The organism is Microbacterium sp. Z11_20 (genome assembly GCF_057197605.1).
The window spans coordinates 165,735-185,330 of the sequence record NZ_JBXVOQ010000005.1; the positions used below are offsets into that span (position 1 = coordinate 165,735).

17 protein-coding genes and 1 pseudogene are annotated in these 19,596 nt (G+C 69.5%); 15 read left to right on the forward strand and 3 right to left on the reverse strand.

The genetic code is table 11. The annotated features are described in order from the left end of the window. The first annotated feature begins 109 nt into the window (after positions 1 to 109). From AC2DFQ_RS13235 to AC2DFQ_RS13265, 7 genes are all read left to right on the forward strand, one after another. Positions 110 to 1,840: an ABC transporter ATP-binding protein gene (locus AC2DFQ_RS13235; protein WP_484534215.1), complete on the forward strand. Its 1,731-nt coding sequence runs from the start codon at positions 110 to 112 to the stop codon at positions 1,838 to 1,840. Further along, on the forward strand, positions 1,840 to 3,882 hold the full coding sequence (locus AC2DFQ_RS13240) for an ABC transporter ATP-binding protein (protein WP_484534216.1): 2,043 nt from the start codon (positions 1,840 to 1,842) through the stop codon (positions 3,880 to 3,882). Before AC2DFQ_RS13235 ends, AC2DFQ_RS13240 begins: the two co-directional genes overlap by 1 nt. A gap of 123 nt (positions 3,883 to 4,005) precedes the next feature. Next, the gene (locus AC2DFQ_RS13245; protein WP_484534217.1) at positions 4,006 to 4,962 is read left to right on the forward strand and encodes a CPBP family intramembrane glutamic endopeptidase; all 957 of its coding nucleotides are present in this window, start codon (positions 4,006 to 4,008) and stop codon (positions 4,960 to 4,962) included. 59 nt (positions 4,963 to 5,021) lie between these two features. After that, the gene (locus AC2DFQ_RS13250; RefSeq protein WP_484534218.1) at positions 5,022 to 6,275 is read left to right on the forward strand and encodes a sensor histidine kinase; all 1,254 of its coding nucleotides are present in this window, start codon (positions 5,022 to 5,024) and stop codon (positions 6,273 to 6,275) included. Beyond that, positions 6,272 to 6,946 (forward strand): response regulator, encoded by a 675-nt coding sequence (locus tag AC2DFQ_RS13255; RefSeq protein WP_484534219.1) that lies wholly within the window; start codon positions 6,272 to 6,274, stop codon positions 6,944 to 6,946. The genes AC2DFQ_RS13250 and AC2DFQ_RS13255 overlap by 4 nt, the downstream gene beginning before the upstream one ends. 71 nt (positions 6,947 to 7,017) lie before the next feature. Continuing rightward, positions 7,018 to 8,031, forward strand: coding sequence for an aldo/keto reductase family protein (locus tag AC2DFQ_RS13260; protein ID WP_484534220.1), 1,014 nt, complete (start codon positions 7,018 to 7,020; stop codon positions 8,029 to 8,031). Position 8,032: 1 nt separating this feature from the next. Beyond that, positions 8,033 to 8,509 (forward strand): NUDIX hydrolase, encoded by a 477-nt coding sequence (locus AC2DFQ_RS13265; protein WP_484534221.1) that lies wholly within the window; start codon positions 8,033 to 8,035, stop codon positions 8,507 to 8,509. Between the two features lie 79 nt (positions 8,510 to 8,588). On the opposite strand, the gene AC2DFQ_RS13270 is transcribed toward AC2DFQ_RS13265, so the two are convergent. Further along, a complete protein-coding gene (locus AC2DFQ_RS13270; protein WP_484534222.1) occupies positions 8,589 to 10,211 on the reverse strand; it encodes an ABC transporter permease in 1,623 nt (540 codons plus the stop codon). Continuing rightward, a complete protein-coding gene (locus tag AC2DFQ_RS13275; RefSeq protein ID WP_484507826.1) occupies positions 10,208 to 11,125 on the reverse strand; it encodes an ABC transporter ATP-binding protein in 918 nt (305 codons plus the stop codon). Before AC2DFQ_RS13275 ends, AC2DFQ_RS13270 begins: the two co-directional genes overlap by 4 nt. 146 nt (positions 11,126 to 11,271) lie before the next feature. Here AC2DFQ_RS13275 and AC2DFQ_RS13280 point away from each other — a divergent pair, with 146 nt between their 5' ends. The 7 genes and pseudogenes from AC2DFQ_RS13280 (at position 11,272) to AC2DFQ_RS13310 (ending at position 18,185) form a co-directional block, all read left to right on the forward strand. Further along, a complete protein-coding gene (locus tag AC2DFQ_RS13280) occupies positions 11,272 to 11,910 on the forward strand; it encodes a GntR family transcriptional regulator (protein ID WP_484534223.1) in 639 nt (212 codons plus the stop codon). Beyond that, positions 11,907 to 13,433 (forward strand): MmgE/PrpD family protein, encoded by a 1,527-nt coding sequence (locus tag AC2DFQ_RS13285; RefSeq protein ID WP_484534224.1) that lies wholly within the window; start codon positions 11,907 to 11,909, stop codon positions 13,431 to 13,433. The genes AC2DFQ_RS13280 and AC2DFQ_RS13285 overlap by 4 nt, the downstream gene beginning before the upstream one ends. 109 nt (positions 13,434 to 13,542) lie before the next feature. Continuing rightward, positions 13,543 to 14,442: a methylisocitrate lyase gene (gene prpB, locus AC2DFQ_RS13290; protein WP_484534225.1), complete on the forward strand. Its 900-nt coding sequence runs from the start codon at positions 13,543 to 13,545 to the stop codon at positions 14,440 to 14,442. Between the two features lie 102 nt (positions 14,443 to 14,544). Beyond that, entirely contained in the window at positions 14,545 to 15,735 is a 1,191-nt protein-coding gene (locus AC2DFQ_RS13295) for a bifunctional 2-methylcitrate synthase/citrate synthase (protein WP_484534226.1), read from the forward strand. After that, the gene (locus tag AC2DFQ_RS13300) at positions 15,735 to 16,916 is read left to right on the forward strand and encodes a thiolase family protein (protein ID WP_484534227.1); all 1,182 of its coding nucleotides are present in this window, start codon (positions 15,735 to 15,737) and stop codon (positions 16,914 to 16,916) included. The genes AC2DFQ_RS13295 and AC2DFQ_RS13300 overlap by 1 nt, the downstream gene beginning before the upstream one ends. A 218-nt stretch (positions 16,917 to 17,134) precedes the next feature. After that, positions 17,135 to 17,305, forward strand: a pseudogene (locus AC2DFQ_RS13305) (acyl-CoA dehydrogenase family protein); the annotation flags it as partial. Between the two features lie 103 nt (positions 17,306 to 17,408). Next, positions 17,409 to 18,185: an enoyl-CoA hydratase-related protein gene (locus AC2DFQ_RS13310; protein ID WP_484507832.1), complete on the forward strand. Its 777-nt coding sequence runs from the start codon at positions 17,409 to 17,411 to the stop codon at positions 18,183 to 18,185. Between the two features lie 6 nt (positions 18,186 to 18,191). On the opposite strand, the gene AC2DFQ_RS13315 is transcribed toward AC2DFQ_RS13310, so the two are convergent. Then, positions 18,192 to 18,701: a MarR family winged helix-turn-helix transcriptional regulator gene (locus AC2DFQ_RS13315; protein WP_484507833.1), complete on the reverse strand. Its 510-nt coding sequence runs from the start codon at positions 18,699 to 18,701 to the stop codon at positions 18,192 to 18,194. A gap of 117 nt (positions 18,702 to 18,818) precedes the next feature. Here AC2DFQ_RS13315 and AC2DFQ_RS13320 point away from each other — a divergent pair, with 117 nt between their 5' ends. Further along, a complete protein-coding gene (locus tag AC2DFQ_RS13320; RefSeq protein ID WP_484534228.1) occupies positions 18,819 to 19,595 on the forward strand; it encodes an electron transfer flavoprotein subunit beta/FixA family protein in 777 nt (258 codons plus the stop codon). Position 19,596: the final 1 nt, after the last annotated feature.

Here is a 19,596-nt window from a genome sequence, read left to right on the forward strand (position 1 = left end):
CTCTGCCGGGCCCGCGCGGCCGCGCGGTGGTCGCCGACCCCCGTGCCGATGTCAGCGGTCCGTGGCAGGGTGGGACGCATCATCGCGCCCCCCACAGTTCGGACGAACCGTGCTCGTCACCCTCCTCATCCGCTATCTCAAGCCGTCCCGCTGGCTCCTCGTCGGCGTGCTCGTGTTCCAGTTCGTGTCGGCTCTGGCGTCGCTGTACCTGCCGAGCCTGAACGCCGACATCATCGACGAGGGCGTCTCCCGCGGTGACACTGCCTTCATCTGGCGCACCGGCGCATTCATGCTCGCCGTGTCGCTCGGCCAGATCCTGGCGTCCATCGTCGCCACCTACTTCGCCGCCCGAGCCGCGATGAGGCTGGGCCGCGACCTGCGTGACGACATCTTCGAGCGCGTATCGGCGTTCTCCGAGCGCGAGGTCACCGGCTTCGGCGCCGGGTCGCTCATCACCCGCAACACGAACGATGTGCAGCAGGTGCAGATGCTGGCCATGATGGCGGCGACGTTCCTGGTGACCGCACCGCTCCTGGCCATCGGCGGCATCGTGCTGGCGCTGCAGCAGAGCATCAGCCTGTCGTGGATCATCGCGGTGTCCGTCCCCGTCCTGCTCCTGGTGGCCGTGATCGTGATCAGCCGCATGGTGCCGCTGTTCCGGAGCTTCCAGGTGAAGCTGGATGCGGTGAACCGGATCATGCGCGAACAGCTCACCGGCATCCGCGTCATCCGCGCATTCGTGCGCGAGCCGATCGAGGAGCAGCGCTTCCGCGACGCCAACACCGACATCATGGTCGTCGGCCGCAAGGTCGGGTCGCTGTTCGTGCTGCTGTTCCCGGCGGTCATGCTGATCCTCAACCTCACCGTCGTCGGGGTGATCTGGTTCGGGGGGATGCAGGTCGACAGCGGCGACGTGCAGATCGGCACGCTGTTCGCGTTCATGCAATACGTGATGATCATCCTGACCGGGGTCATGATGGCCAGCTTCATGACGATGATGATCCCGCGCGCCGCGGTCTCGGCCGAGCGCATCGGTGAGGTGATCGAGACGCGGCCATCGTTCGAGCGGCCGGTCGACGGCGAGCGCGTGCTCCCCGCGCCGGGAAGGGTCGAGGTGCGCAAGGCCTCCTTCACGTACCCGGGCGCCGAGGAGGCGATCCTCGCCGACATCTCCTTCACCGCCGAGCGCGGCGAGACCGTCGCGATCGTGGGATCCACCGGCGCCGGCAAGACGACGCTCATCTCCCTCCTCCCGCGCCTGTTCGACGTCACCGGCGGCGCGGTCCTGGTGGGCGGGGTGGACGTGCGGAAGGTCGACCTCGACACGCTGTGGGGCGCCATCGGACTCGTGCCGCAACGGCCGTTCCTGTTCAGCGGCACGGTGGCGTCCAACCTCCGCTTCGGGCGCGAGGAGGCCACCGATCCCGAGCTGTGGCACGCCCTGGACATCGCCCAGGCGAGCGACTTCGTCGCCCAGATGGAGGGTGGCCTCGACGCGCGGATCGCCCAGGGCGGCACGAACGTCTCCGGCGGCCAGCGCCAGCGGCTCGCGATCGCGCGCGCGATCGTCCACCGGCCCGAGGTGCTGGTGTTCGACGACTCGTTCTCCGCCCTCGACCTCGCCACGGATGCGCGGTTGCGCGCCGCGCTGTGGCGGGAATTGCCGCACGTGACGAAGATCGTCGTCGCGCAGCGCATCTCCACGATCACCGACGCCGACCGCATCGTCGTGCTGGAGGAGGGCCGGGTGGTGGGGCTGGGCAGGCACGCCGAACTCCTGGCGGCGAGCCGCACCTACCGGGAGATCGTGGAGTCGCAGCTCGGGGCGGAGGTCACGTGATGCGCGGCGACACCGAACTCACGGACGAGGAGAAGAGGGAGCTCGAGCGGGCCGAAGAGGCTCGCGTGGGCGCGGACGATTGGAGCGGCGCGGTGGCGCCGGGAAAGCCCGCCCGATTCGGTCCGTCGTTCCGCCGGCTGATCGGGTTGCTCCGTCCGAATGCCCTCGCCTTCGTCTTCGTGTCGCTGATGGGTGCGGTCGGCGTGCTGCTCGCGGTGCTCGCGCCCCGGGTGCTCGGCGAGGCCACGAACGTCCTGTTCGAGGGCGTCGTGTCGCAGATGGCACCCGCCGGCGCGACCAAGCAGCAGGTGATCGACGGGCTCGTCGCCTCGGGTGAGCACGATCTGGCGAACATCGTCGCGGCGATGCAGAACTTCCAGCCCGGGGCGGGTGTCGACTTCTCGCGCCTCGGCCAGGTGCTGGCGGGGGTGATGGCGCTGTACATCGCCGCATCCGTGCTCGCGTGGCTGCAGGGGTTCGTGATCAACATCATCATGGTGCGCACGATGTGGCGGCTGCGTGAGCGCGTCGAGGAGAAGATCAACGCTCTCCCGCTGGCCTACTTCGACCGCGTCCAGCGCGGCGAGCTGATCTCGCGAGTGACGAACGACATCGACAACATCACGCAGATGATGCAGCAGTCGCTGTCGCAGGCGATCACCAGCGTCCTCACGGTCGTCGGCGTGCTGGTCATGATGCTGTCGATCTCGTGGCAGCTGACCCTCGTGGTGCTGATCAGTTTCCCGCTGATGGCGGTGCTGTTCGGCGTCATCGGGCCGCGTTCGCAGAAGGCGTTCGGCATCCAGTGGCGCAAGGTCGGCCGCCTCAACGCCCGCGTCGAGGAGTCGTTCTCCGGGCACGCGCTGGTGAAGGTGTTCGGCCGCGAGCAGAGTTCGCGCGACGCGTTCCGCGAGGAGAACGAGGAGCTGTACCGGGCTGCGTTCAAGGCGCAATTCCTGTCGAACATCATGATGCCGGCGATGATGTTCATCGGAAACCTCACCTACGTGGGCATCGCGGTCTTCGGCGCGTTGATGGTCGCGGGCGGTCAGCTGCGGCTCGGCGACGTGCAGGCCTTCATCCAGTATTCGCAGCAGTTCACCCAGCCGCTGTCGGAGCTGGGCGGGATGGCCGCCGTCGTGCAGTCCGGCACGGCATCGGCCGAGCGCGTGTTCCAGCTGCTCGACGAACCCGAGCAGGAACCCGACGCCGAGGATGCCCCGGCGCCGGTGGACGGCGACGGCACGATCGAGTTCGACTCGGTGTCGTTCTCCTACTCGCCCGAGCGACCCCTCATCACCGACCTCTCGTTCCGCGTCGAACCGGGGCAGACCGTCGCCATCGTCGGCCCGACGGGCGCTGGCAAGACAACGCTGGTGAACCTCATCATGCGCTTCTATGAGCTCGACGGCGGCCGCATCCTGCTCAACGGCCAGAGCATCGCGGAGCTCACCCGGCGTGACATCCGCGCGAAGACCGGGATGGTGCTGCAAGACCCGTGGCTGTTCGCCGGGACCATTCGCGAGAACATCCGCTACGGCCGGGCCGACGCGACGGACGACGAGATCCTGCATGCCGCCCGCGCGACGTACGTCGACCGCTTCGTGCACTCGCTTCCCGACGGGTACGACACGCTGCTGGATGAGGACGCCTCCAACATCTCCGCCGGCGAGAAGCAGCTGATCACGATCGCCCGCGCGTTCGTGGCGCAGCCGAGCGTGCTGATCCTGGATGAGGCCACGAGTTCCGTCGACACCCGCACCGAGCTGCTGCTGCAAGGTGCCATGGCGGCCCTGCGGGAGGGACGCACGTCGTTCGTGATCGCGCACCGCCTGTCCACCATCCGCGACGCCGACCTCATCCTCGTCATGGAGGACGGCGCGATCGTCGAGCAGGGCACGCACGAGCAGCTGATCGCCGCGAAGGGCGCCTACTACCGGCTGTACACGGCCCAGTTCCAGCAGGCCGCCGCAGACCCGGATGAGGAGGCTGCCGCGGGGTCACCGGTAGCCCACGACCCGGAGGAGACCCCGGTCAGCTGAGCAGGCATCGCCGGGGCAGCGCTTTTCCGCCGGCCGCGGGGCTCTTGCACCTTTCGGATGCATCGCGGGAGTGCGGTCATCGGGCCGTAGAGGGCCGCTGCGGCGCATTCGTAGCGTGGCGGCATGGTTACTTCACGAGACCCCAGAACCGAAAGTCCGTCGCCCTCGATCCGGCCGGCCGGCGCGCGCGGCGGCCTGCGTGCGCTCATCCGATCCCATCCGCTGCTGGCCTTCTTCACGCTCGCGAATGGGCTGAGCTGGGGAGCCTGGCTTCCCTACGTGCTGTCACAGAACGGCCTGGGTGTGTGGGCGTTCCGCTTCCCCGAGGTCGCGGGGAGCGGGAGCGGTCAGCTCTTCGGGGTGCTCCCGGGCGCCTACCTCGGGCCCATCACGGCGGCGTTCCTGATCACCGCGCTCGTGGATGGGCGCCGGGGCCTTCGCGCCTGGGTGGGGCGACTGTTGCGGTGGAAGGTCGCGCCCCGGTGGTACGCGATCACGCTGCTCGGCGTTCCGGCCGGCATGCTGGTGATGGGCTTGGCGTTCTCGGGCGGGCAGATCGCGGCCCCGTCCGTGGCGGCGCTGATCGCCTTCGTTCCCTTGCTGCTGTTCCAGATGGTGACGACCGGCCTGGCGGAGGAGCCTGGATGGCGCGACTTCGCGCTGCCCCGGCTGCAGGACCGATTCACGCCCCTGCGTGCCGCGTTCATCCTCGGCCCGATGTGGGCGGTGTGGCACCTGCCGCTGTTCCTCACCGACTGGAGCGGCTACCCCGACATCCCGTGGACGCGCCCCCTCGTCTTCATCGTGTTCTGCATCGCGTTCAACGTCGTCATGTCGTGGGTGTTCAATCGCACCGGACAGAGCCTGCCCCTCTCGATGCTCATGCACGTGGGGGTCAACACGTTCGCATCGTTGATGTGGCTGGAGTTCTTCCCCATGCTCGATGGTGAACTTCCGTGGCTGGCGATGAGCACGGGTGCGGTGATCGCCGCCGTCGTGATCGCGCTCGCCACACGCGGTCGCCTCGGCTACGCCCCACCCGACTCCGTGCGCGCCGTCCCCACGTCGGCCCCCACGTAATGACACATCGCTCAGATCCGACCGGTCGCTCCGCCGGTGCCCCGCACTACCATCAGGGTGTGGCACCGGCGGAGCGACCCACGCATGCCGTATCCGTGGCGACGGCACTGGGCACAGCGGCCGCGGCGGTCGGCATCCTCGGTATCGCCGCGCTGCTGCTGGTCGCCGAACCCGCCGCGGGAGAGCAGGTCCCGCCTGCCGCGGTCTGGTGGGCGACCGGGGTGGTGCTCGTCCTGCAGTCGCTGGCCCAGCTCTGGCAAGGACGGGTCGCGGACGTCGTTCTCCTGGTCACCGCCGGACTCCCCCTCCTTCTCGCCTTCACCGCCCCCGGGGTGCTCTTCAGCGTCACCGCCTTTCCCGTGCTGGTGGTGTCGTTCCTTGCCGGCCTGTACGGGAACTTGCGTCATGTGCGGTGGTGGGCGCTGTCGGCCGGCGCACTGGTCGCTGCGGGAGAATTCGTGAATGCTCTCGGCGAGGGAGGCGCCGACGTGGTCGCCGTCTCCTTCGAATCGCTCGCGCAGGCGGCCGTCGTGGTCGGCGTTCCTCTGCTGCCGGCCACCGCGATCGCCGCCCAGCGCGCCGCACGCGTCGCTCAACAGGAGACGCTCGACGCCTTGACGCGCGAACGCGACGCGCAGATCGGCGAGGTGATCGCACAGGAGAGGATCGCGATGGCCCGCGAACTCCACGACATCGCCGCCCACCATCTGTCCGGGATCTCCCTCATGGCGTCCGCGATCGAACGCCAGGTCGTCTCCGACCCCGACGCGGCTCGGGTGGGTGCGAGACAAGTCCGCGAGCAGAGCAAGACCGTTCTGGACGACCTACGCCGGCTGGTGGGCCTGCTGCGGGACGCAGACGGCGGCGATCAGGAGGTCAAGACACTCGCAACCATCCCGGCTCTCGTGGAGTCGATGCAGTTCACCGGCGCGCTCGTGCATCTCGAGGTGCGGCCAGCGGCATCGGGCCGGCTCGGTGACAGCATCACTCCGCTGGGGCAGCTCGCCGCCTACCGCCTGGTGCAAGAAGCGCTGACCAACGCCGCGCGCTACGCGCCCGGCGCGGCGTGCACCGTCGTCATCGATGACACCGACCCCCAGCGGATCCGTGTCGCCGTTCGCAATGATCGCCCCCCGCCAGACGCGCAGGCCGCTCCCGGCGGCAGCGGCTTCGGCATCCTCGGGATGAAGGAACGTGCAACCCTGATCGGGGGATTCTTCGACGCCGGACCCGTCGGTGACGGCGGATGGGAGGCCAGCATGAGCATCCCCCGAGACGGGGGCGGGCGGCCAGAGAGGCAGGAGTCGTCGTGATCCGGGTTCTCCTTGCCGATGATCAGCCGCTCGTGCGTGCGGGGCTGTCCGCTCTGCTGGGCGCGGAGAACGACATCGAGGTCGTCGGAGTGGCGAGCGACGGGGCGGAGGCCCTGCGGCTCGCCCGGGAACTGGTTCCGGATGTGGCGTGCCTCGACATCCGGATGCCGGAGATGGACGGCATCGACGTCGCCGTCCGGATCAGTGGTCCGGGCGCGGACCTGCCCATCCCCGTTCTCATCCTCACCACGTTCGACATCGACGACTACGTGTTCCGCGCTCTAGAGGCCGGGATCGCCGGCTTCGTTCTCAAAGACTCCGATCCCGACGAGATCATCCGGGCCATCCGGAGCATCGCCGAGGGCCACGGAACGCTGGACCGCACCCTGACGCGTCGGATCGTCGACGAGTATGTGCAGCGCCGCCGGCTTCAGCCCGTCACCGCGGGGCGGGCACTGGACATCCTCACCGCACGTGAGCGTGACATCCTTCTGCTTCTCGCGCAGGGGATGTCCAACGAGGACATCGCCGCCGAGTTGGTGGTGGAGGTCGCCACGGTGAAGTCCCACCTGGCGCGGCTGCTCCCCAAGCTGGGCGTGCACTCGCGACTGCAGGCGGCCGTGTGGGCGTACCAGAACCACGTGGTGACCGTCGACGATCCGCCGGAGTAGCCACCGTCGGCGACGGGTGAGGCGTGCGCAACCCCCGGCCGAGGGTCCCCGCGCCCCGCTAGCGTCGAGGCATGGTGAACTATCGATACCTCGGAAACAGTGGTTTCAAGATCTCGGAGATCACGTACGGCAACTGGGTCACGCACGCCTCGCAGGTGGAGGACGATGCGGCAGTGAAGACGGTGCATGCGGCCCTGGATGCGGGGATCACGACCTTCGACACCGCTGACACGTACGCGAACACCGCCGCCGAGGTCATCCTCGGTAAGGCGCTGGAGGGCCAGCGCCGCGAGTCGCTGGAGATCTTCACCAAGGTCTACTTCCCCACGGGGCCCAAGGGCCCCAACGACGGCGGCCTCAGCCGCAAGCACATCGTCGAGTCGATCCACGGGTCGCTGAAGCGGCTCGGTACCGACTACGTCGACCTCTATCAGGCGCACCGTTTCGACTACGAGACGCCGCTCGAAGAGACCTTCCAGACGTTCGCCGACCTGGTGCGCCAGGGAAAGGTGCTCTACATCGGGGTCTCCGAATGGACCGCAGAGCAGTTGCGGGAGGGTTCCGCTCTCGCGAAGGATCTCGGCATCCAGCTCATCTCGAACCAGCCGCAGTACTCGATGCTGTGGCGCGTCATCGAGGGCAAGGTGGTCCCGGCCAGCGAGGAGCTCGGCATCTCTCAGATCGTGTGGTCGCCGATGGCGCAGGGCGTGCTCAGCGGCAAGTACCTGCCGGGGCAGCCGTTCCCGGAGGGCTCGCGGGCGACGGACGAGAAGAGCGGCGCACGCTTCATCCGCCGGTTCATGGAGGACGACGTGCTTACGGCTGTCCAGCGTCTGAAGCCGATCGCGGAGCAGGCGGGGCTGACGATGCCGCAGCTGGCGATCGCGTGGGTGCTGCAGAATCCCAACGTCGCCGCGGCGCTGGTGGGAGCATCCCGCCCCGAGCAGTTGGCCGATACGGTCAAGGCCTCGGGGGTGACGCTGGATGCCGACACCCTGACGGCCATCGACGCCGCGCTCGGTGACGCCGTGCAGCGAGACCCGGAGGACACGTACTCCGTGTCGCCGAAGAGTCGGCCGGCCTGACATGGCGGCGAGGAGCGCCGGCATCCTGCTCTACCGCCTCGACGGCGCCGGGGAGGTGCAGGTGCTTCTCGCCCACATGGGCGGACCGTACTGGGCGTCGAAGGACGTCGGCGCGTGGTCGATCCCGAAGGGCGAGTACGACCCCGATACCGAGGGGGCACTGGATGCGGCGCGCCGTGAGTTCCGCGAGGAGCTCGGAGTGGACGCGCCCGAGGTCGACTACGCCGAGCTCGGCACCTTTCCGTACTCGTCGGGCAAGAAGATCGTCGTGTTCGTCGGCGACGGCGCGGCGTTCACGGAGACGGAGTTCGGCTTCGGCGAGTTCGACCTGGAGTGGCCGCCCCGCTCGGGGAACACCGTGCGCTTCCCCGAGGTGGACCGGGTCGAGTGGTGCACGCCCGACGAGGCGCGCGAGCGACTCGTGAAGGGCCAGCGCCCCGCCCTGGACGCCCTCGTCTCGCACCTCACGGCCCTCTAAACGCCGTCGACTCGCCACAAACCGTTGTGTTTCGGCGCGTACCGCGACGGTTTGTGGCGAGTCGACCGGGCGGGGCGGGTCACTCGGCGGGGGCCAGCTCCCGTCGCCGCATGAGAGCGAGGGTTACGCCGATTCCGACGCCGGTGGTCAGCACCAGCCACCAGAGCCCCCGGGGGTCGATGTCGCCCCCCGACAGGGTCGGTGTCACGGCGATCGGCGACAGGTTCACGACGGCGTCGGGAAAGCCGAAGAGCGGCCCGAACAGGCCGAGGGTGGTCCCGAGCGCGATCAGCGTCCATCCTGCGGCGATGGTCAGGCGGGGCGCGACGACGAAGATCACCGCCGCCGCCGTCAGGAAGACCGCCGCGGCAGCCAACTGACCGACTCCCGCGACGAGGGTCACGTCCACCAGCGACCAATCCGGGTCCGGCAGCGACCACAGGCCGAGGATCGCCCCGACGATCGCGCTGACCAGGGTGGCCAGCATCCCGACCCCCGCGATGGCAAGGTAGCCCGCCAGCCACCGCACCGGGCCGACGGCGGACGCACGCACCGGTTCCGCCGTGCCACGAACTTCTTCGTGGCGTGCGCGGACGACCGTCTGGACCCCAGCGCACGCGGCGAGGACGCCCGCCAGGGTGAAGAAGATCGTCACGGTGTCCTCCTCGAGGCTCCCACCGGCGCCGAGTGAGGCGAGGAGGGCGTCCACCGACGGGATGCTGTCACCGATCTGCGAGATGGCATCGGAAAGGCGCGTCGACAGTACCCCGACGACCAGCCCGCCCACGGCCCACCCCAGGATGGCACCCCGGGACAATCGCCAGGTCAGTCCCCACGGGCCGGAGAGGGCGACGGTGGCGGTGGAGCGGCCCCGCCCCTCGGGCAGCAGGCTGCCACCGAGGTCGCGCCCCGCCTGCACCGCGACGGCCACAGCGGCGCACACCACCGCGAGCAGCGCGCCGAGCACCAGCGGGCGCGGATCGTCGGCGTCGAAGGGCCGCGTGTTCTCGGCCCACCCGAACGGCGAGAACCACGCGAGTGGTGCGCTCGTCACTCGCTGCAGGTCGGCGCTGGGCGTTCCGACGGCGTTGCCGAAGCCGCAGAGCAGATAGGTGAGGAGGATCGCCCACACCCCCAGGGCGTTTGCCGAGCGGGCAGTGCGCACGAGCTGCGCCGCAAGAAGCGCGACGCCCAGAAAGGCGATGCCGGTGACGCCGCTGGCCGCGCCGACGAGCAGGCTTCCCTTCGCGCCGAGGCCCAGCGCGACCAGCACGACCCACACGAGGGCTGCGAGGACCAGGTTGGCCACGACGCCGTGGGCCGCCGTCGCGACCAGTGGAACGACGCGTCCGGCGGGCGTGGCCGCGACGAGCTCCGCTCGGTCGGACTCCTCATCCGCTCGCGTGTGGCGCACCGCCAGAAAGCTGCTCATCAACGCTGCCAGAAGCGCGAGGAACGGCAGGATGACAAAGGCGATGAACGACCCCTCCGCGGAACCCGACGGCAGCCCGCGAAAGAGCAGGATGACCGGATTGGCGATCGCGGTCGCGAGCAACGCGGTGCGATCCTGCTCGGTCCCGAGCGTCTCGCGCACGCCGGCGTAGGCGGCGGCAGCAAGGGCTGCCGTGCCGAGAATCCACAGCGCCAGCTGAATCACGTCGCGCCGCGCGCGGTGCCGCACGAGCAGGAGGAATCCCGTCACGGCAGCGCCTCGGGGTCCGTCACGTCGTCACCGTAGTGACGGAGGAAGAGCTCCTCGAGTGAGGGTGGCTCGATGCGCAGCCCCGAAACGTGGGCATCGGCCAGAGCGGGCAGCAGGGCTGCCACGCGATCGCTGTCGACGGTGAAGCGCACCCGTCCGTTGCTGACGACCACGTCGTGAGCCTCTGGCAGGGGAGGGAGCACGCCCCCGTCGAGCTCGGCGAACGAGACGTCCGTGCGGGTGAGGTGGCGCAGCTCGCGCAGGGTGCCGCTTTCCACCACACGGCCGGCGCGGATGATGCTGACCCGGTCGCACAGCTGCTCGACCTCCGACAGGATGTGGCTCGACAGCAACACGGAACTTCCGGCCGCCCGCACGCGCATCAGCTCGCGCTGGAACACGACCTCCATCAGTGGGTCCAGCCCGCTCGTCGGTTCGTCGAGGATGTACAGGTCGGCGGGGACGGCGAACGCGGCGATGAGCGCGACCTTCTGCCGATTGCCCTTGGAGTACGCACGGCCCTTCTTGCGAGGATCGAACTGGAACGCCGCTTGGAGCCGCGCCCGTTCGTCGCGATAGGCGGCGGAACGCCCGCCCCCGCGAAGGCGGCAGAGGAGGTCGATCGCTTCGCCGCCGGACAGGTTCGGCCAGACGTTCACGTCGCCCGGCACGGACGCGATGCGGCGATGCAGCCGGACCGCGTCGCGCCACGGATCGCCGCCGAGCACGGATGCTTCGCCGCCGCCGACGCGCGCGAGCCCCAGGAGGATCCGGACCGTCGTCGACTTCCCGGCGCCGTTCGGACCGAGAAACCCGTGGATCTCGCCGGGCGCCACGTCGAGGTCGAGGCCATCGAGCGCCCGCACGCGGCCGTAGCGCTTTTGCAGCCCCCGGGTACGGATGACAGCTTCCATAGGCGGGACGCTACGCCGATGACGGTGTGGCCGCAGTACCCTTCTGCGGCTCCGCCGGATGTATACCACAAGCGACGCAATGCCGGAGATTATGCCGCCATTGCCAATCTATGTATACAATAAGGGGAACCACGAGGAGGTGAAGGATGCGAGCCAGTGATCGCGCCTACGCGACCCTCCTCCGCGAGATCCAGGATGGGGCCCTCCGTCCCGGAGCCGTTCTCGGCGAGGTGGAGCAGGCCACCCGCCTCGGCGTGAGCCGCACACCGCTGCGCGAAGCGCTGAGCCGTCTCGCCGGCGACGGACTGGTCTCCCAGCTGTCCCCGCGCGTCACGGTGGTGAGCGACATCGACGCGGATGACATCCGGGCGCTCTTCGAACTCCGACGCGCGCTCGAGGAGACCGCATCCCGGATCGCCGCCGAGCGGGGCGACGCCGACGCCTTCGCTGCCCTCGCCGAAGAGTTCTCCCGGGCAGACCCGGACGTGGCCGACGGTTCGGACGCCTACTACGCGCTGATCGCGCGCTTCGACGCGGCCACCGACGCTGCTCTCGGCAACGACTACCTGACGTCCGCTCTGCGCACTGTCCGTACGCACCTCGTGCGGGTACGCCGAATGGCGCGTGACAATCCCGTGCGGCTGGAACAGTCCGCGCGGGAGCACGAACTGATCGCCCGCGCGATCGCCGGCGGCGACGCCGAGCTCGCCGCGCACGCCACCCACGTGCACCTGTACAACGCCCTCACGACCATCCTCGAGTCCCTCCCGGAGGAACAGCCATGACCATCACCCACCACGTCCGCGTGCACCGCAGCGACGAGAACCTCCCCCGGGAAGGGCAGCTGGCCTGGGCCATCGCGCGCGTGGCCGCCGACCCGGTCCCCGTCGATCCCGACGTCGCCGACATGATCATCAACCGCGTCATCGACAACGCGGCCGTGGCCGCCGCATCCCTCACCCGCCGCCCGGTCAGCGCCGCGCGCCAGCAGGCGCTGGACCACGCCGTGTCGATCGGTGGCGTCGGGGCGACGGTGTTCGGGTGCGCGCTGGAGCGGCGCTCGAGCCCGGAGTGGGCGGCGTGGGCCAACGGGGTCGCCGTCCGCGAGCTCGACTACCACGACACGTTCCTCGCCGCCGAGTACTCCCACCCGGGCGACAACATCCCGCCGATCCTCGCCGTCGCCCAGCACACGGGGCGCGACGGCGCGGCTCTGCTGCGAGGCCTTGCCACCGGCTACGAGATCCAGATCGACCTGGTGCGCGCCGTCTCGCTCCACAAGCACAAGATCGACCACGTCGCCCACCTCGGCCCCTCGGCCGCGGCCGGGATCGGCACGCTCCTGGGCCTCGACACCGAGACGATCTACCAGGCCATCGGCCAGGCGCTGCACACCACCACGGCCACCCGGCAGTCCCGCAAGGGCGAGATCTCCACGTGGAAGGCGCACGCTCCCGCGTTCGCGGGGAAGATGGCCGTCGAGGCCGTGGACCGCGCGATGCGCGGCGAGACCAGCCCGTCCCCGATCTACGAGGGCGAAGACGGCGTGATCGCGTGGCTGCTGGACGGCAAGGATGCCGCGTACGACGTGCCGCTTCCGGGCGAGGGGGAGTCCAAGCGCGGCATCCTCGACTCGTACACGAAGGAGCACTCCGCCGAGTACCAGGCCCAGGCCTGGATCGACCTCGCGCGCCGGCTCGGGGCGCAGCATCCCGCCCTTCGCGACCCGCACAACGTCGCATCCGTCGTGCTGCACACGAGCCACCACACGCACTACGTCATCGGCTCGGGCGCCGGCGACCCGCAGAAGTACGACCCGACCGCGTCGCGCGAGACGCTCGACCACTCGATTCCGTACATCTTCACCGTCGCCCTGCAGGACGGCGCATGGCACCACGTGGAGTCGTACACGCCCGAACGGGCCGGCCGGCCCGACACGGTGGAGCTGTGGCGCAAGGTCACCACGGCCGAGGACGCCGAGTGGACCCGCCGCTACCACTCGGAGGACCCGAACGAGAAGGCCTTCGGCGGTCGCGTCGTGATCACGCTGACCGACGGCTCCACGATCGAGGACGAGATCGCCGTCGCCGACGCCCACCCGCTGGGGGCGCGGCCGTTCGCGCGGGAGGACTACATCCGCAAGTTCCGCCTGCTCGCCGAGCCGGTGCTGCTGCCGGAGGAGATCGAGCGGTTCCTCGACCTGGCCCAGCGCCTGCCCGACCTGACAGCCGCCGAGGTGCTGCAGCTGAACATCACCGCGAAGCCCGGCGTTCTGGCGATGGCCCCCGCCCCGAAGGGCCTGTTCTGATGGCCCGGGGTGTTCAAAACTCAGGACAAACCGGCCGATGGATGCTCCGGAGCGGCGCCGACGCGGCGTGTCTCCTGAATTCTGAACCGGAGAGGAAGAGGGAACTCTGATGCTGTACGCCAAGACTCCCGCGGCCGAGAAGCGCCGCCTGTTCCGCGAGCGCCTCGCCTCGGGCGAGCTGCTGCGCTTTCCCGGAGCTTTCAACCCGCTGTCGGCCCGGCTCATCGAGCGCAAGGGCTTCGAGGGCGTCTACATCTCCGGTGCCGTGCTGTCGGCCGACCTCGGCCTGCCCGACATCGGCCTCACGACCCTCACGGAGGTTGCCGGCCGCGGGCAGCAGATCGCGCGGATGACGGAGCTGCCGGCGATCATCGACGCCGACACCGGCTTCGGCGAGCCGATGAACGTCGCCCGCACCATCCAGACCCTCGAGGATGCGGGGCTTGCCGGCACCCACATCGAAGACCAGGTCAACCCGAAGCGGTGCGGTCACCTGGACGGCAAGCAGGTCGTGGATGCCGACACCGCCATCCAGCGCATCCGCGCCGCCGTCGACGCGCGCCGCGACCCGAACTTCCTCATCATGGCGCGCACCGACATCCGTGCCATCGACGGTATGGATGCGGCGATCGACCGCGCCAAGGCGCTCGTGGATGCGGGGGCCGACGCCATCTTCCCCGAAGCGATGCGCTCCCTGGAGGAGTTCGCCGCCGTGCGGGCAGCCGTCGACGTGCCGATCCTGGCGAACATGACCGAGTTCGGCAAGAGCGACCTGTTCAGCGTCGACTCGCTCCGCGACGTCGGGGTGAACATCGTCATCTGGCCCGTCTCCCTGCTGCGCATGGCGATGGGCGCGGCCGGGCGTGCGCTCGACACTCTCGTCGAAGAGGGGCACCTCACCTCGAAACTCGGCGAGATGCAGCATCGCGCAGACCTCTATGACCTGATGGACTACGAAGGCTACAACCACTTCGACACGAGCGTTTTCAACTTCCAGATCGACCGCTGACGCGCGCTCCATGTCTCAGTTCCCGCCATCCATGTCTCACTTTCCGCAGGAATATCAGCAAAACCTGCGGAAAGTGAGACATGGAGTACTCGAAGGAGAGAAATGACCGACACCGACATCAAGAAGGGCCTCGCCGGCGTCGTCGTGGACTACACGGCCGTCAGCAAGGTCAACCCGGAGACCAACAGCCTGCTCTACCGCGGGTACCCCGTGCACGAGCTGGCGGCGACCCAGCCGTTCGAAGCCGTCGCGTACCTCCTGTGGCACGGCGAGCTGCCCACCGAGGAGCAGCTCGCGGAGCTGCGCGCCACGGAGCGGCAGCACCGGGCGCTGCATCCGGACGTGAAGGCGGCGATCGACATCCTGCCCACCAGCGCACACCCGATGGACGAGGTCCGAACGGCCGTGAGCGTCATCGGCGCCCAGGACACCGCCGGGATCGCGAACGTCATGGATGCGGTGGGCACCCCCGAGGAGAACCTCGAGCGCAGCATCCGCCTCTTCGCGCAGCTGCCGGCGATCGTGGCCTACGGGCAGCGCCGTCGCCGGGGCCTGGAGCTCGTCGAGCCCCGGGACGACCTGGACTACGCCGCGAACTTCCTGTGGCAGACCTTCGCTGACGCGCTCGACCCGGTGGTCATCGACGCGTTCAACCGCTCGATGATCCTCTACGCCGAGCACTCCTTCAACGCCTCGACCTTCACCGCCCGCGTCATCACCTCGACCCTCAGCGACATCTACTCGGCCGTGGTCGGGGCGATCGGAGCCTTGAAGGGGCCGCTGCACGGCGGCGCGAACGAGGCCGTGCTGCACATCTTCGAGGAGATCGGTTCGGCCGAGAACGTCGGGCCGTGGCTGGATACGGCGCTCGCCGAGAAGCGCAAGATCATGGGCTTCGGTCACCGCGTGTACAAGCGTGGCGACTCGCGCGTGCCGACGATGAAAGCCGCCCTGGACACCCTCGTCGCCCACTACGACCGGCCCGACGTCGCGGAGCTCTACAACACCCTCGAGAGCGAGTTCGTGGAGCGCAAGGGCATCTACCCGAACCTCGACTACCCGTCGGGGCCGGCGTACGACCTCATCGGGTTCGACGTCCTCACCTTCACGCCGCTGTTCGTCGCTGCCCGCATCACCGGGTGGACCGCGCACATCATGGAGCAGCAGGCATCCAATGCCCTCATCCGCCCGCTGTCGGAGTACAACGGTCCGGACGAGCGGCACATCCCCGGCTATGTGCCCGACACCGCGGTGCTCGACGTGGCCGAGCGCCCGGAGGAGGCGGCGGGGTGATGTCCGAGAAGGTCGTGCTCCTCGCCGGTGCGCGGACGCCGGTGGGCAGCTTCGCCGGGTCGCTGTCGAGCGTCCCCGCACACGAGCTCGGCGCGACCGCGGTCACCGCGGCGCTCGCGCGGGCCGGCGTCTCCGGGGACGACGTGGGGGAGGTCGTCATGGGATGCATCGCCCAGAACGGCCCCGACGCGTACAACGCGCGGCGGGTGGCGCTCGCGGCCGGGCTGCATCCCCGCATCCCCGCGTTCACGGTCAACCGCCTGTGCGGCTCGGGCCTGCAGGCCATCTGGTCAGGCGCGCAGGAGCTGCTGTGGGGCGGTGTGGACGTCGTGGTCGCCGGCGGCGACGAGAGCATGTCGCGGACGCCCTTCCTCGATTTCCAGGCGCGGTCCAACCCGCGTCTGGGCGACCGGAAGCTCCTGGACGGCACGCTCGCGATCCTCACCGATCCGTTCACCGGTCGGCACATGGGCACGACCGCCGAAACGGTGGCCACGCGCTACGGCGTGAGCCGGGAGGCTCAGGACGAGTTCGCGGCCGAGAGCCAGCGCCGGGCGACATCGGATGCGGCGCGGGCGGCGTTCGCGGAGGAGATCGCGCCGGTCACCACCGGGGGCCGGAAGCCGATCGAGGTCTCGCTCGACGAGCATCCCCGCCCCGGCACGACGGTGGAGGTGCTCGCGGGACTGCGGGCGGCGTTCGCGGAGGGCGGCAGCGTCACGGCCGGTAACTCCTCCGGCATCAACGACGGAGCCGCGGCAACCGTGCTCATGCGCGAGTCCGATGTCCGCGAGCGCGGGCTGAAGGGGCTGGTGACGATCGAGGCGGTCGTGACGGCGGGCATCGAGCCGGAGATCATGGGCTATGCCCCCGTGATCGCGCTCGAGCGACTGTGGCAGCAGACGGGGTTGTCGCCGAGCGACGTGGACACGATCGAGCTCAACGAAGCCTTCGCGTCCCAGGCGGTCGCCGTCATCCGCGATGCCGGGTTGGACCCGGCGAAGACGAATCCCTACGGCGGCGCCATCGCCCTCGGGCACCCGGTCGGCGCGACGGCCGCGATCCTCACTCTGCGTGCGGCGATGGATCTGCACCGACGCGACCTGGAGTACGCCGTCGTGACGATGTGCATCGGCGGGGGCCAGGCGCTGGCGGCGCTGCTCCGCCGCTGGGACGGCTGACACGGCCACGCCTCGCGCATACTCCTGCGGAGCGTGGGCCTGACCCGTGCGCGCCGGTGCAAGGCAGGGACGCGGGACGGAGGGCAGCAATTCATGCACGCCCATCGAAATAGTAGGAAGCCCTACTAAGCTGTCGTGTGCAGCGACGCCGCCGCACGAAGGAGAGCCATGGACGCCACCCCTGTCCCGGTGCTCGAACCGGTCGCCATCAGCGACGAGGAGCGAGCCGCGCCAACGAGGCGCTGCAGTTGCACGGCGGATACGGGTATCTCAGCGAGTACGGCATCGAGAAGATCGTGCGCGACCTGCGGGTGCATCAGATCCTCGAGGGCACCAACGAGATCATGCGCCTCGTCGTCGGACGCAGCGTCCTGGGGACGGCAGCATGAGCGGGAAATCTCCAAAGAGTTCGCAGAGGGCGATGATCCCGGGCAGGATTTCCCCGGGATCATCCCCTCGATCCGTCCGGCAGTGCACCGTAAGGAGCCCGATGTGACCAGCTACGACACCATCCTCACTGAGCAGCGCGGAAGGGTCGGATGGATCACCCTGAACCGCCCCGACGCGCTCAACGCGCTGAACACCCAGGCGATGCGGGACGTGGTGGCAGCCGCCGAGGCGTTCGACGCCGACCCCGGCGTGGGAGCCATCGTGGTGACCGGGTCGGAACGCGCGTTCGCCGCCGGCGCCGACATCAAGGAGATGGAGGGGAAGACCTCCGTCGACATGGTGCTCGATGACCACTTCGGTGCCTGGCGCCGGTTCGCCGACGTGCGCACGCCCGTCATCGCCGCGGTCTCCGGTTATGCGCTCGGGGGTGGATGCGAACTGGCGTTGATGTGCGACGTCATCCTCGCCGCCGACACGGCCGCCTTCGGTCAGCCGGAGATCGGCCTCGGCGTGATCCCCGGGATGGGCGGAACGCAGCGGCTCGTCCGCGCACTCGGGTACTACAAGGCCGCCGACCTCGTCCTCACCGGGCGCCGGATGCCCGCGGAGGAGGCGGAGCGGGCGGGGCTCGTCTCACGCGTCGTCCCGGCGGGGGACCTCCTCGCGGTCGCGGAGGAGGTCGCCGGCACGATCGCGGCGAGGTCGCTGCCGTCGCTCTACGCCGCGAAGGCGGCGTTGGATGCTGCGCTGGAGACCACGCTCAGTGAGGGCCTGCGCTACGAGAGCGCCGCGTTCTCGGCGCTGTTCTCCACGCACGATCAGAAGGAGGGCATGGCGGCCTTCCGCGAGAAACGTGCCCCCGAGTTCACGGGCCGGTGACGCCGATCAGAGGGGCTCGGGCTGCGGCGCCGGGTCGGAGAAGTCTCCCGAGTTCTTGCGGAACCGCGCGATGAGTCGCGCGAGTTCGACCTGGTCGTCGGCCGAGAACCCCAGATCGGCGAACACCGCGTTGAGCGCGCGGGTGGCCTCCTCCACGTGGGTGCGACCGGTGTCGGTCAGGACGAGAAGCGCCGCGCGCCCGTCGGTGGGGTGCGGTTCGCGCACGACGTACCCGTCGCGCGCCAGGCGCTCCACCGTGTTGGTGACGCTGGTGGCGTGCACCTGCAACCGGGCCACGGCGCTTCCCATCGGCATCCGCCCCTCGTGCGTGAACGCGAGGAGGCGCAGCAGCTCGAACCGGGCGAACGTGAGGCCGAGGGGGCGCAGCGTCGCGTCGATGCGCGCCATCACCAACTGCTGCGCGCGGATGAGGGAGAGGACCGCGGTCATCCCGTCCGCCGCGTCGTCCCACCCGTGCGCATGCCACTGCCGCTTGGCCTCGGCAATGGGGTCCATCTGCAATCGTCTGGGCATCACGCCTCCCTCCCCGCCACGGTATCCGTCCGTGGTGGGCGAGCCGAAGGCGCGGGGGGCGCGCCGCCTAGACTCGACCCGACGTGAGGAGCGGAACCGATGAGAATCGTGGTGCTCGTGAAGGAGGTTCCCGACACGTACGGGGATCGCAAGCTCGACCTGGAGACGGGATTGGCCGATCGCGGCGCGAGTGACGCGGTCCTGGACGAGATCGGGGAACGTGCTCTCGAGGTCGCGCTGACCTACGCCGACGCGCATGCCGGAACCGAGGTCATCCTCGTGACCATGGCGCCGGCATCGGCGGTGACCACGGTGCGCAAGGGTCTCGCGATGGGGGCGACGTCGGCGGTGCATGTCACGGATGACGCGCTGCGGGGCGCGGACATGTCCCTGACCGCGGAAGTGCTCGCGGCGGCGGTGCGCCGTGCCGAACCGGATCTGGTGATCACCGGAAACCTCTCGACCGACGGCACCGGCGGGGTGATCCCGGCCATGCTCGCGGAGCACCTCGGGATGCCGCAACTGACGGCGTTGACCGGTGTCGAGATCGCCGACGCATCCGTGTCGGGGACCCGGGCCTCCGATGCCGGGGCGGTGTCGGTGTCAGCGCCTCTTCCGGCGGTGATCTCGATCACCGAGGCCCTCCCGGATGCGCGCTTCCCGAACTTCAAGGGAATCATGGCGGCGAAGAAGAAACCGTACGAGACGGTGACGGTGACGGATCTCGGGGTGGACCCCGAGGACTTCTCGGTGCCCCGGTCGATCCTGGTGACCGTCGCCGAGCGACCGGCGCGGGCGGCGGGCATGAAGATCGTCGATGAGGGTGACGCGGGCACGCAGCTGGCCGAGTTCCTCATCTCCAACCGGCTCGCGTGAG